Here is a 16,901-nt window from a genome sequence, read left to right as displayed (position 1 = left end):
CGCCAAAGGCACCCGGCGACTGGTCTACCTGGAGCATAAACTACAACCTGCCAACAGGCAGCCACTGGTTCACTGTGCGCGTCACAGACAGCCTCAACAGGCAGGCGTGGAACTCGTTAACGCTGGTCGGACAGTAGGAAAATATCGACAGGGCCGGCGTGGGTAATTCCGCCAAGTATGACATCTAGAATGACCACTCTTGATAAATCGCACCAATTAACACCTGAATACCAATGCAGCGACCACCAGCCAAACTAATCCTAGCTCCTGTGGTAGCCGCAGCAGTGGCAGCAACTGCCGTCCTTTTACTTTTCAATCCAACAAACCAGCCAAGTGACGATAATCACTCAGGTCACGACATAGCTCCTGGATCATACCCTGTGGACTTGCAGCACTACTATTCAAAAGAACAAACACTTTCGCAGTCCGTCTATGGAATTGATTATGCGAAGGTATATCGCAATTGGGTGAATACCGAAATATCCTGCGACTTGTGCACCAGGGTCGAGTATGTCCCCAGTCCCCAAAACAATACGGAACTCGCCGTAGGGGGCAACACCGCCCACAACTTCAAGGATGTAAAGAAGCTAAGTTTCTTTGTCATGGGCCAAACCGGTAACGAGGTTATAGCGTTCAAGGCGCTTGGCAAGAATTACACTGGCGTTAACGGACCTAGCGTCAAATACGATATCATGACAGTGCCGGTTCACCTCTCAAAATCGTGGAAAAGAATAGAAATTGACGTCGCCGGCAGGAATATCACGGCAGTAACAAGCCCCTTGTCAGTTAAGATGGAATATAGCACTGGCCAGTTACCCATGGCCTTTTACATAAAGGGGCTTCGCTTCGACAGTGCCTCGCCAATTACCCCGATTGAGCAAGTTCAACTAAACTAGATTTCTCTAGAGCACAGGAGGATTTCAAATAAGGGACGTTCATTCGGCGGTATTGCCAAACCGGCGTTATTTCATGTTTCTTGTTACCTGTACGGGAAAAGCTGCAACCAGCGCAAGGCCACGGCCGGAATCCCTTAGTCCTTACCTGAAATTCCAGCGGCTTCAGATGAATTGTGCCTCTAGTTCAATTTTAGTGAATAAAGATGTCACTATGGTACCCTAAACTGATAGCTAGTCTTTCATAACTAACACTCCGTCAATTGGTAATAGCATGACATTTCTATGTACAAAAATAGCTGCTAATACCGCTCAGGACGCATGGGCAAAAATTTGTCAATTCGCTGAAACAGGCTCCAAGATTCAGTCTATAAAGGAGGCTAATTAAATTGAATATTCTAGCGATTGGCGCTCACCCTGATGATATTGAGCTTGGCTGCGGCGGGACCCTTCTCAAAGCGGCGAGGGACGGTCATAAGGTATTCCTCTACGTTATTACGCGCGGCGGGGCATCCGGTAACCCCGAAGAGCGCACTCAGGAGCTATTCGCTACGGCAAATTATCTCGGAGCACAGAAATTGTGGGTCGACAACTTTGGCGACACGAAAGTCCAGGTTGGCAGCAAACTCATAAACCACATCGAGTTCTTTATCCATGAGTCAAGCGCAGATCTCGTTTTTACACACTCGCTCCAAGACTATCATCATGACCACCGCGCGATTGCAGAGGCCACTATTGAAGCAAGCCGGTTCAGCCAAAATGTACTTGCTTACGAGGTCCCATTAACCAAGGAATTCAAGCCTCTAGTTTACTGCGACATTTCAGACGTAATCGACGAAAAGATTGAACTGATACGGATGTTCAGATCACAGAACGGAAAGCAGTTTACAAGCGCAGACGCGGTTAGGGGGCTGGCGCAGTATCGCGCCTTCCAGGCAAGACTGGCTTCCCACATGGATGCGGTCGAGTCTTTTGAGGTGCTGAAATTGTGCTTCGGGACTGACTTTGGCCTCCTAAAGCTGCCTGCGCCAAGTCTGACTGCTGCCACCAAGAGGGAGATCGACATAGACGACCTGATCGTGTATTCATCGCAAACCAGGCGACTTATAGAGAAGAAACTCAAGGAAGGCAATGTGCCCGGCGAGCCGATGATTACTCCAAATCGCGCCGAATAACACAGGTGTTAAAAGTTGCTCTCTATGCAGAATCAAGCTCGCTGGCCCCTGAGCCGAGAATGCACCGCGGACGAGGTTACCTCGGAATCTGGCGAAGCGGTCTCTTTTGTAGGGACGCCTGTGAAAGTGAACGGCGTAGCGTCGCTGGGCGAAGCCATGCCGAATGATATTGCGTTTTGTGCCTATGAGGGCGAGAGAGGCATCAAGGCTATCGGCAGGTCTTCTGCCGGAATAATCCTGTGCAAAAAATCGCTTTACAGCGTCGTTACACCAAAGAAGAACCAGCAGCTCATTTTCAGCGAAAACCCAAGGCTGGCATTCGTAAGATTCGTAAACAGAAGAACCCCGGACAAGGTGCCACCGGCAAGAGTGTCTGCGACCGCAGTAATCGACCCGACCGCCCGTCTCGGAAGAGACTGCGTGGTCGGTGAACATGCCGTGATAGGCAAGGGCTGTGTCCTAGGCGACAGGGTCGTCGTTGACGCAAGGTGCACTTTGCAGAATTGCTCTGTGGGCGATGGCTCGTCAATACAATCAGGTACAGTGATAGGCTCCGACGGCTTTGCCTACGAGAGGTACTCGGATGGAAGCCTGGAAAGGTTTCCCCACTTTGGCAGGGTAATCATCGGAAGAAACGTGGAAATCTGCGCGAACTGCTCAATCGCCCGAGGGTCATTGCAGGACACGGTAATAGGAGATAATGCAAAGCTGGACGCACTTGTGCATATGGCACATAATGTTCAGATTGGCGAATACTGCCAGCTTGCCGCAGGTACAATAATCGGAGGAAGCACAACGCTTGGACGATCCTGCTGGACCGGACTTAATTCCACCCTGAAGAACCACGTGACGCTTGGGGATAACGTACTTGTTGCTGCCGGCGCATGCGTCATAGCGGATGTCCCGGACGGAGATGTTGTCGCTGGCGTGCCTGCAAAGTCCATAAAAGCCAAGGTGAAAACGGACGAGATGTTTATAATGACGGGAAAAACTTTGCCGACATAATGCGGAAGGCGAGTCTTCCCTCTAGTTTCTATATCGCATCCGCATTTTTCAGCCTCTTGTTTCGGTTCGCGATGTACCTTACCACAAAGAAGGCTGCGACGGCCGCTGCAACTGCCGGCAGCAAAAAGTACAGAAAGTCATAAGGTGAAGCAACATTGGTAAAGAAGGTAAACGTCAGCGTCTGTCCGGTATAGGCATTATCCGTTAAATCAACATAAATGGTCTTGCGGCCCGGCTTGTCAAACGTGACTTGGTATGAGTAATGTCCTGAAGGCAGGACTATGGGGTTTGTTTTTTGGATCAGATTGCCATCACTGTCTGCAATCCTCAGAACAATTGGAACGTCAATTAAGTCCGTTCCGTCGACGGTACCGACCCTGAAGACCAAAGTCGTTGGAGTGCCCTGCAGCGGATCTTTCGGCTGCGTGGTCATTTGAAATTCGTAATTTCCGATCCGCTCGGTGCGTGCATTCTGGATGGGATCGGCGTAAGCATACCTGATAATCGGCTGGTCAAAATGGGCCGCAGACATGTGAAGCTTGCTGTCTATGGAGACAGCGCATATCGAAATCAACAGCACGGCAAGTACTATGGTGGTTCTGCTAGCCATTAGCGCGGTAAAACTGTTTTTGCTTAGCGCTCTTATATTCCGACCGGCTTTGTGGCGTTTTCGTGAATACTTTGAGGCGCCATTCTCGCTTCATATCCACCGTGAACATCGAGGGGTATGTAGTTAGTTGTCGAATAATTTAGAGTCTGTGAGTTGCCTCGAAGCACAAGAGCCATGAAATGAACGTTATTGTTTATATGCTCCAAATCAAATCATAGTGGTGATTTAACTAATTGGCAAAAAGACGAGCTACTTCCTCTGAGCGCAAGGGCGGTTTGGGCAAGAGCGGCGGCCCGGCAAAATTGGTCATGGTTGGTGTTGCGGGAGTTGTGATCGCTATTGTCGCGTTTGCTGCACTTTCACAGGGTGCGGGATCGACAAAGCCTTCTGCCTCTTCAGAGTCAACAAACCCTGCCGCCATTATCCAGCAGATTTTGACCCCTACTACGCCCAACGCATATGCTTTGCAGACGCGGACTACGAGTGGTGACCCGAAGGTAACAATTGTCGAGTTCGGTGATTATCAGTGCAACTCATGCGGGATATTTCACAAGAATACTCAGGATCAGGTAATCTCGGATCTTGTGAATACGGGAAAGGCCAAGTTCATGTTCAAGGACTTTAACATTAATGACTATGTTTACAAGCCAACGATGGGTTCTACAATGGCTTCCGAGGCTGCATACTGCGCAGGGGACCAAGGCAAGTTTTGGGCTTATCACGATCAGTTGTATAACATCCAGAAACCTGAAGGAACGGAATGGATTTCAGAGTCACTTTTGAAGCAGGTGGCCTCGGACGTAGGCGTTCAGAATATTGACCAGTTCACAAGCTGCCTTGATTCTCAAAAGTACATTTCTGCCGTTCAAACCAATCACAGTCTGGCTGACCAGCTGGGCTTGGATGCTACCCCGACTTTCGTGGTGCTGGCAGACGGAAAACAGCCGGTGAAGTTGGTGGGCGCTCAGCCTTACTCCTCGTTTGAAAGCGTTGTAAACAGCATGTCATCCTAATGCACCGCTAACAGAAATTAGGGGGATGCGTCCCCTCTCACCTGCTTTGTTCGAAGATGTTTACGCTACTCGTGCTTTAGCTTGTTCGAAATAACTACCACCAGGCCCACAACTCCTGCCGCGGCTACCATCACAATTCCGCTTGAGAACTCTGGCGTAACCGTCACATCATAGTTAAAGGTCTCCGGAGTAATAGGATTGAATACTATGCCAAATACCTGAACGCGGACCTGATATGTCCCTCCGTCTGTAAACGTGTAGGGGATAGTCACGTTTCCTTCTGCCGTATGCAGTAGGTTCTGGTTGGTGCTTTTCGCAGCGTCAAAAACCACGTTGCCATTTTGCAATATTGCAACATCATAGTCAATGTGCACTTGGACGTTCTGTGTCTTGGGCTGAAGGAATGTTACCACGAACTTGTAGCTCTTGTCGCCCGACTGGACCTGCTGCATCTTTACGTCGATCTTGTTCCCGCTTTGAACCATCGGAGCTGACTGCTGCGCAAAAACAGCGTGGAGCGTCAGCACTGGCACGGCTGCCAAGAGCACGACTAGAACTGCAAACACACCAGCTTTCATTTCTTCACCTAACTGTCAATACGTCGTCTAAATAGATATCCATTTCATCTTTTTGCAATTAATACCGGAGCAATCAATCCCAACACCAATACCCAAGGAATTACAGTATTCTGCATTTCCGGAACCACCTCGATATGAAACGCAATTCCCTCGCCTAGACCTTCAATATCTGATATCCTGACAGTGTAGGAACCGCTCGCTGGGAATGTGACCGGCTGAGAGCCTGATGTCTGATTTGTTCTATGGTTGGTGGATTGTTGAAGGTCAGGGCCGGAGACATCCCAATTGTACCTCACCGCCTCAATGACTGTATTGGTATCATTATCTCGGAATACGATGTTGAACGAGTTTGGCTTGCCGATACCACTAGTCAGCCAGTGAAGCTCCACCTTGAAAGTGCCCTGGTCACTCAGACCTTCCAAGACTATTTGCTCGTCCGATGCTGCAAAGGCGTTACGTAGAGTTACTTGCGACATTGTTCCAACACTACCTCCAACGATCAAAATAATCAGGGCATGCATAACAACCGTGCAGCTAGGTCTGAAGCCGCGGCGAAAAATTGCCATCAAGCGATGTAATGCTTTGGGCAAAGAAAAGCCTTTCAAGGATTTTGTTCAATCAGTCGTCAAAGACAGCGCCTTATTGACCCGACAATGATTTTTAAGCACAGGAATTCTGCTAGAAAGCGTTGAGAGTCGTTTCTTTCCTGCCCAGCGCCACCGAAACGCTCTATCTTCTTGGAGCTGGTCGGAATCTTGTCGGCGTCACCCACGAATGCGATTACCCAAAACAGGCTCGATATAAGCCAAGGCTGGTGCAGGTGGCCTTTGATGTTAAGGGCCTTGACAGCGCCGCGATTGACAGCAAGATAGGCGAGCTTCTCCGCTCGGACAGGGACATCTTCAAGGTCGATATCGCTGCCCTGAGCGACGCCCAGCCCGACCTGGTAATTGCCCAGAGCATATGCGAGGTCTGCTCACCGTTTGCAAAGGTAGTGGCGCAAGCGGTCCACAAACTCGGCCAGAGGCCGCAAATCCTGATTCTCGATCCCCACAGCTTTGACGACGTTATTCAAAACATTCGCCAGATCGCTGTTGCTGTCAACAGGGCCAAGGAGGCACGCGAGGTCATCAAGAGCCTGGGGAGCAGAATTGCCCGGATCCGCAGAAATGCCCCTAGGTCTAAACCCCGGGTTGCTTGCCTTGAATGGCTAAATCCGCTCTTCACGGCTGGACACTGGGTTCCACAGATGGTCGAACTGGCTGGAGGAATCAATGGACTGAGCCGCACCGGAGACCGGTCAAGGCGCACGACTGTCGCGGAAATCGCCCAGTTTGACCCTGACAAGATTATCCTGATGCCGTGCGGGTTTGGGCTGGAACGAACGATTCACGAGGCAGCGGTATTTGAAAAAATTGAAGGCTGGAACTCGCTGAGGGCAGTCAGGGACGGCGAAGTCTATGCAGTTGACGCCAACTCGTACTTTAGCAAGCCTGGTCCAAGGACAGTTACGGGGCTGGAAATTCTTGCGAAAATTATTCGTGGGGAAACAGGTGAGAAGATTCGAGTTCCGAGACTTGCCTATCGCAAACTGGTGAGAAAATGAAGGCTTGTCACTGCGTGAGTGACACTTCGATATAGACGTCGTCTGGAATCTTGAGCCTCATCAGCTGCCTGATGGCCCTGTCATCCGCGCCGACGTCAATGACGCGCCTGTGGATGCGCATCTCATACTTGTCATAGGTGTTTGTCCCCTGCCCGCAGGGAGACTTGCGCGTGACGATCTTGAGCTTTTTTGTAGGCAAAGGATGCGGGCCCTTGAGTTTAATCCCGCTCTTTTCGCCCATCCCTCGAATCTCGGTGCAGACGCTTTCCAGCGTCAGCAGGTTAGTACTTGTAAGCTTTATTCTAGCTGCTTGCGGCACTATCTTTCACTTACTTTTTGTTCGGGTCGTACTTGTCGGTAACATTCAGCACCACGCCCGCAGCAATGGTAGTTCCCATGTCGCGCAGTGCAAATCTGCCAATCTCTGGAAAGTCCTTGAAAGTTTCGATTGCTAGCGGGCGGACAGGCTTTATCTTTACAATAGCGGCATCGCCTGTCTTTAGGAACTTGGGGTTTTCCTCCGTAGTAGCACCGGTTCTCGGGTCCAGTTTTGCCTTGAACTCTGATATCGTAGCTGCCACCTGAGCAGTGTGAGCGTGAAGGACGGGTGTGTACCCTGGCGCCAATGCGGTTGGGTGGTGGATGATGATAATCCTTGCCTCAAACTCCTTCGCTGCGGTCGGCGGATTGTCGGCTGCGCCAATAATGTCGCCGCGCTTGATGGCCTTCTTGTCTACGCCTCTTAGGTTAAAGCCGATGTTGTCGCCGGCCTCTGCGGTTTCCATCTGCGTGTGGTGTGTCTCAATTGACTTGACCTCGCCTACCGCGCCGGACGGCATTACGACGACCTTATCGCCCGACTTCATTTTGCCGGTTTCAACCCTGCCTACAGGAACAGTGCCTACACCAGTAATAGAGTAAACATCCTGGACCGGGATTCTCAACGGCTTGCCTATCGGCTTTTCTGGCGGGTCGAACATGTCAAGAGCCTCAGCAAGCGTCGGTCCCTTGTACCATGCCATTTTGTCGGAACGTTTGACAAGGTTGTCTCCCTTCCAGCCTGAGATCGGTATAAAGTTGATTTTGGCAGTGTTGTATCCTACCATCTTGAGCATTTTCTCAACGTGGTCCTTCACTTCCTTGTAGCGGGCTTCTTGGTAGTTCGCATCATCCATCTTGTTGAGCGCAACGACCAGCTGGCCAACTCCAAGTGTTCTTGCAAGGAATGCGTGCTCTCTTGCCTGTCCGCCTGGTTCGGTTGCGGCCTCCATCTCACCTGGCTTGACGGAAACCACAAGAATGGCTGCGTCTGCCTCAGACGCGCCTGTGATCATGTTCTTGATAAAGTCTCTGTGGCCCGGTGCGTCAATTAGAGTGTAAAAGTACTTTGGAGTTTCAAACTTTTGAAATGCAAGATCGATGGTGATACCTCTTTCCCTTTCGTCCTTGATGCTATCAAGTACCCATGCATACTTGAAAGTATCACCTTTTCCGGTTGCTTCAGACTCTTTTGCGAATGCGTCAATGGTCCTCTGGTCGATTACTCCCATGTCAACCATAAGGTGACCCACAGTAGTGGATTTACCATTATCAACATGACCCGTAACCACCAAGTTCATGTGTGGTTTCTTGCTGGCGCTCATAGAGCATGGACACGTCATGGGCTTTATTTGTATTTCGCCATAGTCGAAGTGGAATTACGTCGCGGGGAAATTTCTCATTTGACCGGGCAATTGCACAAGAAAATGAAAAATTTTGAGACCGATTTTTCCTTCCTTGCAGGCTAATTCTTGAGCAAATCCTGCTCATTGCCACTGCACACAAGGAGTTCATTAAGCCAAGTGTTGGTGTGACTTGCAGCGGAGATTAGACTTCATGGCCTCACAGTACTTTTGTCAGTTCGTTTCAAGACCTTGCGCACTTGCGCAAAGTCATGCATGCTGTTACCTGTTGTTATATAAAGCCTCACAAACCGTCAGAGGTATGGAACGGCCTTTGTCCCGAGCCCGTTCGTGTCGACCTGATGCCATCATCGGTCTGACAGGTTCCAATGTAAATCCGCGTACAAATAACTGCAAAGTCTGACTGATTCTCATAGGATCGGCATGTCGATTAGCGTAAGAATACCGCATCAACATATCTAGAACCGACAGACAATCGACTGGACAGGAATTCTGGGTTGTCTCACCGAACCAGCGCAACCATTTTGCTGACGTAGCATTACATCGCAAGAGTTTTAAGCCAAGGTCATTGTTTTTTTGCACATGCGAGTTACTCTCAGCGCGATCAAGGCAGACATTGGAGGAATCGGCGGCCATACTAGACCAAGCGATGAACTGGTGAGCACGGTTAGGAACTTTGTGGCAAAGAACGCAAAGGGCCTTCTCATTGACTATTACGTTGGTTTTACCGGCGACGACATACACATTATCATGACTCACACGCAGGGAGAGGACAACGAGAAAATCCACAAGCTGGCCTGGGACGCATTTACTGAGGGGACACGAGTCGCCAAGGAACAGGGCCTCTACGGCGCTGGCCAAGACCTCCTGAAGGATTCGTTTTCAGGCAACGTCAAGGGAATGGGCCCGGGCGTCGCCGAGATAGAGATGGAGGAGCGCCCAAGCGAGGTGTTTTGCATCTTTGCCGCCGACAAGACGGAGCCGGGAGCATTTAATTTTCCACTGTGGCGCATGTTCGTCGACGCTCGCAGCAACACGGGTCTTTTGATAAACGAAAAACTCGCCGAGGGGGTTATTTTCAGGATAATGGACGTAATGACTGGCAAGATTGCGGATCTGAAGATGTGGGGCGACAAGGCGGAGCTTGAAGCTGCGCTCATGTACCCCGGCAGGTACGTGGTTCACTCTGTCCTTGCCACTGACGGCGAACAGATTGTTTCGGCATCAACAGACAGGCTGCACAATATTGCAGGGACGTACGTCGGAAAGGACGACCCCATCGCCATAGTGCGAACGCAAAAGAACTTTCCGGCCACTGAAGAGGCCGGCAGTGCCTTCAACGAACCTCACTACGTTGCCGGGAACACGCGAGGCAGCCATCACATGCCCCTGATGCCTGTCAAGCTAAACTCGGCTGCCAGCCTGAACTACTCCATCCCAATCGTATCGTGCCTTTTGTTTAGCATGCACAACGGGAAATTGACCGGACCGCACGACGGGTTTGGTACCGACGACTGGGAGCTCCAAAGAATCCGAGCTTCAGAGCGGGCAATGATTATGCGCAACCAGGGCTTCATACACCCTGCCACTCTCATACCAGAGGAGCTGGAGTACAACAAGGGCTACCAGGCAAGGATGAGCAAGCTTGAATCCAAGTTCAGGGACGTCGCCGAGGTTGAAAAGCCTTCACGGGCCGATAAGAAGGACGCCGGCAAAGGAAAGCGCTCTTGAACCGGCCGCTCATTATCAACTTCAAGAACTATGAAGAAATCTCCGGCCAGGCTACGCTAGAGCTCGCAAAGGCTGCGGAGAAGGTTTCGCACGAAACGAGTTGCGAGATTGTCCTTGCACCCCCAATCGCCTCGCTTGCCCTTGTGTGCAGGTCAGTGGCGATACCCGTGATAGCGCAGCACGTTGACGCAGCATCTCTTGGCGCCAGCACAGGTTTTTGCGTGCCGAAAATCACAAAGTCCTTCGGAGCTGCTGGCTCGCTTCTGAACCATAGCGAGCACCGCATTGAACAAGGGGCGATAGAGGATCTTATAGGACAGATGGGCGAACTCGGCATGAGTTCAATAGTTTGCGCCAGAACGCCGGAGGAAGTGAGGCACATCTCGCGGCTGAACCCCGACTTTATCGCGATAGAGCCTCCAGAACTTATCGGAAGCGGCAAGGCAGTTTCGAAGGAGAACCCGAAAATAATATCCGATTCGGTTGATGCTGCGCGGGGTTCAAAAAGCAAGGTGATTTGCGGGGCGGGCATAACTGACAAGAGCGACGTGGCTCGAGCCATAGAGCTCGGGTCCCGGGGAATACTGGTCGCAAGCGGGGTGATAAAGGCCCGCTCATGGCACGATAAGATTCTGGAGTTCGCGCAAGGCATGGAATAGGCCGATTTATCTGGCTCTTGGCAGGTTCCAGTTGTACTTTATCGCGAGCAATCTTAATGCCGTTACGGAAACTACGACCGGAATAGCGGCGGCTTCGATTCCTATTCCGAGGGCGAGAAGCGCGTAGAGAAAAAGCACGCCAACGAAACTGGCCGAAGCATAGAGTTCCTTGACAAATACTATTGGAATTTCGTTTACAAACACGTCGCGCAGTATGCCGCCGCCGACCGCTGTTATCACCCCTCCAAACACCATGAGGAGCAAGTTCATGTGCCACATGTTGTAGGCAATCGTCGCACCGATCACCGTAAAGACGCCAAGCCCGATGGCGTCGAACTTGATAAACAGGTTCCAGTGCACTCTGGCTCGCTTGTAGAGGAAAAATAGCGCGATTGCTGATGATGCGGTTATGATTATGTAAAGTGGGTCAGTTATGGCCAAGGGCGGCACCCTCCCGAAAGTAAGGTCGCGAATGACGCCTCCGGCTACCCCCGTGATGGTTGCAAGGATAATGATGCCCACAATATCCGCCCTGTGCTCAATTGCCTTGAACGCGCCGGTGACCGCAAAGGCCATTGTACCAAAGAGATCTAGGACATGAAGTAGCGATGGGATGGGTATGCCTGCAATATCTGCCAGAGCTAACGCCTGACCTCATGACTGCCACTGCCTGCAATGATTTGAAACTATCGCCCTACAACTACGGAGCTTCTCATGCACAACGTTTTAAGCCGTGGCGAAAAGATCTTGTCTATGGAAGAGAGCAGCGCCAGCCGTGAGGTCCTAAAGCCCATCTACTTTTTCGATGAGCATGTTTCCGCGGGCCGAAGGCTCCTTGGGGGCAAGGGGGTCGGACTTGCAGAAATGACAAAGCTCGGGCTGCCAGTCCCTGCAGGTTTTACGATAACCACCGAAATATGTGAAAAGTATTACGAAGCTGGAAGACGGCTGCCGGACGGCCTGATGGATGAGGTGCGCAAGTCAATGAAACGCCTCGAAAGCATTACGGGACGCAGGTTCGGGGGCCCGAACGAGCCCCTCCTTGTCTCAGTCAGGTCAGGCTCGGCCGCATCAATGCCCGGGATGCTCGACACTGTCCTCAATCTCGGGCTAAACGAAGAGCTGGTGGTTGCACTTGCCAAGGGCAGCGGCGATTCCCGTTTTGCGTACGACGTCTACCGGAGGCTTCTTCAGATGTACGGAAAGATAGTTCTAGGGATAGAAGATCGGAAATTCGAGTCAATCCTTGCAGGCAAGGACCTGTCAGACCCCGAGGTTCTTCGAAGCATCTCAACTTCCTTCAAGTCTATCTGCAATCGCACCAGCAGGGGTTTTCCGGAAGACCCGTACAGGCAGCTTGAGACGGCAATAGACTCGGTTTTCAAGTCCTGGATGGGCAAGAGAGCAATAGAGTTTCGGCGGCAGTATGGAATCACCCCCGCAACGGCTAACGGTACTGCAGTCTCAGTTGTCGCAATGGTGTTTGGAAATATGGGAAACGACAGCGGGACGGGAGTGGTGTTTACACGAAATCCGGAAAGCGGCGAAAAGAAACTCTATGGTGATTACCTCCTAAATGCTCAGGGCGAGGACGTCGTGTCCGGAAAGGTCAACCCGAGCCATATAGATTCGCTTGAGCGGGAAATGCCGCCGGTTTTCGCTGAGCTTCGAAAGGTATGCGAGAAACTTGAGGCGCACTTTCGAGAACCACAGGACGTAGAATTTACCATAGAGCGCGGTCGGCTCTACGTCCTTCAGACCCGAAAGGCGCGCATGAATGCGGTTGCGAGTCTAAAGACCTCTGTCGATCTTTTCCACGAGGGACTGATTTCAAGGGCGGCGGCGCTTGAGCGCATAGATCCCGAAGGCCTTGAACAAGTCCTGTATTCCCGACTTTCAGCATCTTCAGAAGGAGGCAGCGAATTCAGACCATTTGCAGTCGGAGTGGGCGCATCGCCAGGAGTCGCGAGCGGCGTGGTGATTTTTGACGTCGGCAAGGCAGAGCAACTTGGGCGAAAAGGTGAGAAGGTGATACTTGTGCGCGAGGAAACCAAGCCCGACGATGTGCCAGCATTTTTTCAGTCTGCCGGAATACTTACGGGAAGAGGCGGCAAGACCTCACACGCGGCCGTGCTTGCGCGCGGCATGGGCAAGCCGTGCGTCGTTGGCTGCACGCAAATAGAAATCAACTTTGACAAATCTTTGCTCCTGTATGACGATGGACAGGCCGGAGTCAATTCAATAGCCGAGGGGCAAAAGATAACCATCGACGGTTCGACGGGAAAAATTTACGCCGGTGAAGTTCCTACTGTAGAATCAGAAACGCCGCCCGAATTTAACGAGATCCTTCTGTGGTCCTCTGAAATGAAAGGAATCAAGATAAGGGCCAATGCTGACACGCCTGAAAGCGCGGCACTTGCAAAGAAATACGGCGCGGAAGGTATCGGACTCTGCAGGACCGAACGCATGTTCAATCAGCACGACAGGGCTCCGCTATTTGTAAAGATGATAATGGCGGAGAACTTGGAAGAGAAGAGAAAGGCTCTGGCACAGCTTGAGCCGCTGCAAAAGGCTGACTTTAAGGCAATCTTTACCGAGATGAGCGGGCTGCCTGTCACAATTCGGCTGCTCGACCCTCCGCTCCACGAATTCCTTCCCGAAGAAGAAGAACTACTCCAGCAGATTTTTGAGTTAAAGTCGTCTGGTTCGCCTGAATCGCGGATTCGCGAACTAGAGAACATCCTGCACAGGGCACACGAATTGTCCGAGGTGAATCCGATGCTTGGACACCGCGGCGTTAGGATGGGGATCTCTTTTCCTGAAATTTATGAAAGCCAGATAAGAGCAGTTTGTGAGGCCGCGGTGGAGCTTGAGCTTGAAGGAGTTCCTGTCGACGCCGAAATAATGGTACCACAGATTAGCCTTGTTGAGGAGCTGTCGGTGGTCAAGCAGGTTTTTGAGACTACAAAGCGAGAGGTTGAAAACAAACACGGAATGAAACTGCGGATTGCGTTTGGAAGCATGATTGAAGTTGTGAGGGCGTGTTTTATCGCCGACGAAATCACGCAGATGGTCGACTTTCTCAGTTTCGGTACAAACGACCTCACACAGTCTACTTTTAGCTTCAGCCGTGAGGACGCAGAGGGCAAATTCCTTCCCCAGTACATCGACAAGGGGGTTATTACAGCAAACCCGTTTCAAACCCTCGACCAAAAGGGAGTAGGCGGCCTCATGAAGCTGGCAGTTCAGCTTGCCCGGAGCATCAAGAAGGACATACCAATCGGAATATGCGGCGAACACGGCGGCGACCCCAAATCAATCGAGTTTTGCAGCTCAGCCGGTCTTGACTACGTAAGCGCGTCGGCACACCGGATTCCGATCGCAATAGTCGCGGCCGCGCAATCGGCTATCAGACACAATAAACGGCACACACTGCTTAAAGATTAAAATTTGGGGCATGAATGAGTTTAAAAGCTATATGGCCGAATCCGGAGAAACCTCTACTGCTGGCGGCGCTGTGACCTATGAGTGCATGAGATGCGGAACTCCAGTGACCGTGGAGGAGCTTTCAAGGCTGCCTGAGATAAAGTGCATTTGCGGCTTTAGAGTATTTCGCAAGTCGCGGCCCCCGATAGTCAAGCAACTCAAAGCGATTTAGTAATTTTTCATGCTTGGTCGTTGTCTGGGGCTAGTTTCCGCTCCTTGATGGTACATCGACTTCTAGCCATGAATGTCCCACTCTGACGGCTCAGCCGTTCTTATCTTTCATTTTGTTGTAAGAGTGAAACTTTTTGGCATGGTCGCGCATCTGTTCCATGCCCTCAAACGACTTGTTGCACTGCCGGCACTCGTAATACTTTGATTCATGAATTACCTGTTGATGCTGCATCAAGTCCTCGATTTTGCCAAATTTTCTGCCGCACTTTTGACAGGTGTGCGACCTACCGAAAAGACCCATTACCCATCTCACTTTGTGCTGTTTCTCTGATCCCAGCATTTCCTGCAAAGCTGGCCCTTGAGCTTCCAGGCGGGTTTGGGATTGTAACGGACAAAACCCATCTTGACGTTGCATACGGAGCAATAGTTGACAGCCTTTTCATATTCGGACTCTTTGGAATCGAAGCACGAATCACACACAACTGCACCTGCATCCAGATTCCACTGCCACCGAGCTTTCTTGCCGGTACCTTCTTCTATCTCTTGCCTGCAGAGCGCGCACAACTCCGGCTGGACTTCCTGTTCTTTGAGCATGAACTCCTTGGTCTTTTCTATATGACAATCTGCGCACAGGAAACCCTCTATCCCCCAGTCCTTCCCGGGCTTGTACTTGTGTTTGAGCTCCTTTTTGCACAGGACGCAATACAGTGGCTCCCTGTTGCCAAAGAACTGCAATGGGTTGTTGATTGGCTTCTCGGTAAGAAAAACTTTTTTTCTTGCATTCAGGCGAAAACGTGAGAAACCTACTAGAATCAACTACTAGTACTAAATTCAAGAGGCTTTCTTAGTCGAAAAGAAAATAGTTTAATACGGGTTGTCCGTCTCTCGGGCTAATGAATAAGACAGTCATTGCAGGTGTCTTAGCAGGCATCCTGCTTGCTGGCGTTGCAGTCCTCTCGCTCGGCGGGGGACTGGGTTTCGTCGCGCAAGCACAGCAGATGACCGGCAAGACAAAGAGTGTGACTCTGATCGCAATTGAGAGACCAGTACAGGTAGCTCCAGATAACATTCTGCACCCTGGCGGCATCATGTACAACGCCATGACTTTTAATGGCACAATCCCCGGACCAGTAATTGCAGTAGACCAAGGAGACAAGTTGATGATTACCCTCAAGAACGAGGGCAAGAACATTCACAGTCTTGACTTCCACGCAGGCGTCGGTCCAACTCATGCTCTCTCTGGGTCTGTAAAGCCAAATCAGAGCAAGACATGGGAACTTGATGCAGTAAGCTCGGGAGCATTCCTATATCACTGCGGTGCTGACGGCCTCAACGGCGTATGGGAGCACATGGCAAACGGCATGTATGGCGGAATCGTAGTGCACCCAGCAAACGAGGCACCAGCAAAGGAATTCTACATGGTATTCAGTGACCTCTACAACAATGCAGACCAGGGTCTCTTCAAGGGCACAGGCGGCAAGGTTGGATCATTTGACGTAGGCAAACTAGTCAACGAGCAACCAGACCTTATCCTTACCAACGGTATGGCACACAAGTACGTTCCGGCCATCGGAACGGTGTCCAAGATCGTACTGAATCCAAACGCCCAAGTCTTCAAAGTCAAGCCGGGTGAACTGACAAGATGGTATGTCGTCAACCCAGGTACAGACAGCTATGTCGCGTTCCACTTCATCGCAGGCCAGCTTAGCGTCAAGGACGGCTCTGTCATGAACCGCTATGGTACTGTCGTCAAGAACGACGAGACATGGACCATTCCACCGGGCTCCGCATCAGTAATCGAGGCAACATTCCCAGATCCGGGCGTGTACGTAGGCGTTGACCACAACATGTCGCACGTGCTCAAGGGCGCTGCGTTTGCAGTAGTGGCCGACCCAGCTTCGACGAATGGTGATCAACCAGTCGGAACCGCAGTTCCACCTAAGGGCAGCGACCAGGTCAGCAACGGAATGGCAGCGAACATGACCGGCATGAACGGCAACATGATGATGTCAGGCGGCAGCAACTCTACCGGCAGCACTAGCGGCAGCAACATGACAAGCGGCAGCAACTCTACCGGCAGCACAGGGGGCAACATGACCAGCACATCGGGCAATGCAGTGAGCATAATGCCGGGCGCCCAGAACCTGGGTGACAAGGCATTCTCGCCAAACCCAATCAGCGTCAAGGTAGGTGACAAGGTAACATGGACCAACACAGACACTGCAATACACACGGTGACATCCGGTGACGGTACAACCGGAACAGCGGACGGCACCTTTGACTCCAAGGTAC

The 16,901-nt window shown here is 51.3% G+C and carries 18 protein-coding genes; 10 read left to right on the top strand and 8 right to left on the bottom strand.

Features of this window, described 5'->3' with window-relative positions; genetic code table 11:
• Positions 1-233: 233 nt before the first annotated feature.
• The 3 genes from ABI361_02735 to ABI361_02725 all read left to right on the top strand — a co-directional run bounded on the left by ABI361_02735 (position 234) and on the right by ABI361_02725 (position 3,073).
• Entirely contained in the window at positions 234-896 is a 663-nt protein-coding gene (locus ABI361_02735; GenBank protein MEO9319568.1) for a hypothetical protein, read from the top strand.
• A gap of 386 nt (positions 897-1,282) precedes the next feature.
• Positions 1,283-2,068, top strand: coding sequence for a PIG-L deacetylase family protein (locus ABI361_02730; GenBank protein MEO9319567.1), 786 nt, complete (start codon positions 1,283-1,285; stop codon positions 2,066-2,068).
• Between the two features lie 24 nt (positions 2,069-2,092).
• Positions 2,093-3,073 (top strand): LpxD N-terminal domain-containing protein, encoded by a 981-nt coding sequence (locus ABI361_02725; GenBank protein ID MEO9319566.1) that lies wholly within the window; start codon positions 2,093-2,095, stop codon positions 3,071-3,073.
• Between the two features lie 28 nt (positions 3,074-3,101).
• Here ABI361_02725 and ABI361_02720 read toward each other — a convergent pair whose 3' ends face one another.
• Complete coding sequence (locus ABI361_02720) at positions 3,102-3,683, bottom strand: hypothetical protein (GenBank protein ID MEO9319565.1); 582 nt, start codon at positions 3,681-3,683, stop codon at positions 3,102-3,104.
• Positions 3,684-3,916: 233 nt separating this feature from the next.
• Between ABI361_02720 and ABI361_02715 the strand changes: the two genes are divergently transcribed.
• The gene (locus tag ABI361_02715) at positions 3,917-4,696 is read left to right on the top strand and encodes a thioredoxin domain-containing protein (GenBank protein MEO9319564.1); all 780 of its coding nucleotides are present in this window, start codon (positions 3,917-3,919) and stop codon (positions 4,694-4,696) included.
• A 65-nt stretch (positions 4,697-4,761) separates the two neighbouring features.
• Here ABI361_02715 and ABI361_02710 read toward each other — a convergent pair whose 3' ends face one another.
• Together ABI361_02710 and ABI361_02705 are read right to left on the bottom strand one after the other, a co-directional pair.
• Positions 4,762-5,274, bottom strand: coding sequence for a hypothetical protein (locus ABI361_02710; protein MEO9319563.1), 513 nt, complete (start codon positions 5,272-5,274; stop codon positions 4,762-4,764).
• Between the two features lie 44 nt (positions 5,275-5,318).
• Positions 5,319-5,750: a hypothetical protein gene (locus ABI361_02705; GenBank protein ID MEO9319562.1), complete on the bottom strand. Its 432-nt coding sequence runs from the start codon at positions 5,748-5,750 to the stop codon at positions 5,319-5,321.
• 212 nt (positions 5,751-5,962) lie between these two features.
• Here ABI361_02705 and ABI361_02700 point away from each other — a divergent pair, with 212 nt between their 5' ends.
• Positions 5,963-6,880 (top strand): cobalamin-binding protein, encoded by a 918-nt coding sequence (locus ABI361_02700; protein MEO9319561.1) that lies wholly within the window; start codon positions 5,963-5,965, stop codon positions 6,878-6,880.
• Positions 6,881-6,887: 7 nt separating this feature from the next.
• Here ABI361_02700 and rpsJ read toward each other — a convergent pair whose 3' ends face one another.
• Both rpsJ and tuf read right to left on the bottom strand, forming a co-directional pair.
• Positions 6,888-7,199 carry a 30S ribosomal protein S10 gene (rpsJ, locus tag ABI361_02695; protein MEO9319560.1) on the bottom strand — a complete coding sequence of 104 codons (312 nt, stop codon included), beginning with the start codon at positions 7,197-7,199 and terminating at the stop codon, positions 6,888-6,890.
• A 10-nt stretch (positions 7,200-7,209) separates the two neighbouring features.
• Positions 7,210-8,523 carry a translation elongation factor EF-1 subunit alpha gene (gene tuf, locus ABI361_02690; GenBank protein MEO9319559.1) on the bottom strand — a complete coding sequence of 438 codons (1,314 nt, stop codon included), beginning with the start codon at positions 8,521-8,523 and terminating at the stop codon, positions 7,210-7,212.
• Positions 8,524-9,144: 621 nt separating this feature from the next.
• Here tuf and fbp point away from each other — a divergent pair.
• Positions 9,145-10,293 (top strand): fructose-1,6-bisphosphate aldolase/phosphatase, encoded by a 1,149-nt coding sequence (gene fbp, locus ABI361_02685; protein MEO9319558.1) that lies wholly within the window; start codon positions 9,145-9,147, stop codon positions 10,291-10,293.
• Positions 10,290-10,952: a triose-phosphate isomerase gene (gene tpiA / locus ABI361_02680; protein MEO9319557.1), complete on the top strand. Its 663-nt coding sequence runs from the start codon at positions 10,290-10,292 to the stop codon at positions 10,950-10,952. Before fbp ends, tpiA begins: the two co-directional genes overlap by 4 nt.
• Before the next feature lie 6 nt (positions 10,953-10,958).
• On the opposite strand, the gene ABI361_02675 is transcribed toward tpiA, so the two are convergent.
• On the bottom strand, positions 10,959-11,567 hold the full coding sequence (locus ABI361_02675) for a trimeric intracellular cation channel family protein (GenBank protein MEO9319556.1): 609 nt from the start codon (positions 11,565-11,567) through the stop codon (positions 10,959-10,961).
• Positions 11,568-11,705: 138 nt separating this feature from the next.
• On the opposite strand from ABI361_02675, the gene ppdK reads away from it, so the two are divergent.
• Both ppdK and ABI361_02665 read left to right on the top strand, forming a co-directional pair.
• Positions 11,706-14,399, top strand: a complete 2,694-nt coding sequence (gene ppdK / locus ABI361_02670; GenBank protein MEO9319555.1) for a pyruvate, phosphate dikinase — start codon at positions 11,706-11,708, stop codon at positions 14,397-14,399.
• Between the two features lie 31 nt (positions 14,400-14,430).
• Positions 14,431-14,610 carry an RNA polymerase Rbp10 gene (locus ABI361_02665; protein MEO9319554.1) on the top strand — a complete coding sequence of 60 codons (180 nt, stop codon included), beginning with the start codon at positions 14,431-14,433 and terminating at the stop codon, positions 14,608-14,610.
• A 90-nt stretch (positions 14,611-14,700) separates the two neighbouring features.
• On the opposite strand, the gene ABI361_02660 is transcribed toward ABI361_02665, so the two are convergent.
• Together ABI361_02660 and ABI361_02655 are read right to left on the bottom strand one after the other, a co-directional pair.
• On the bottom strand, positions 14,701-14,910 hold the full coding sequence (locus tag ABI361_02660; protein MEO9319553.1) for a C2H2-type zinc finger protein: 210 nt from the start codon (positions 14,908-14,910) through the stop codon (positions 14,701-14,703).
• A gap of 8 nt (positions 14,911-14,918) precedes the next feature.
• Positions 14,919-15,344 carry a hypothetical protein gene (locus tag ABI361_02655; GenBank protein ID MEO9319552.1) on the bottom strand — a complete coding sequence of 142 codons (426 nt, stop codon included), beginning with the start codon at positions 15,342-15,344 and terminating at the stop codon, positions 14,919-14,921.
• 158 nt (positions 15,345-15,502) lie between these two features.
• Between ABI361_02655 and ABI361_02650 the strand changes: the two genes are divergently transcribed.
• The coding region (locus ABI361_02650; GenBank protein MEO9319551.1) for a multicopper oxidase domain-containing protein at positions 15,503-16,901 on the top strand (1,399 nt) is incomplete at its 3' end.

It is taken from the genome of Nitrososphaera sp. (assembly GCA_039938515.1).
GTDB lineage: Archaea > Thermoproteota > Nitrososphaeria > Nitrososphaerales > Nitrososphaeraceae > Nitrososphaera.
This window is presented reverse-complemented; position numbering and strand designations above follow the sequence as displayed.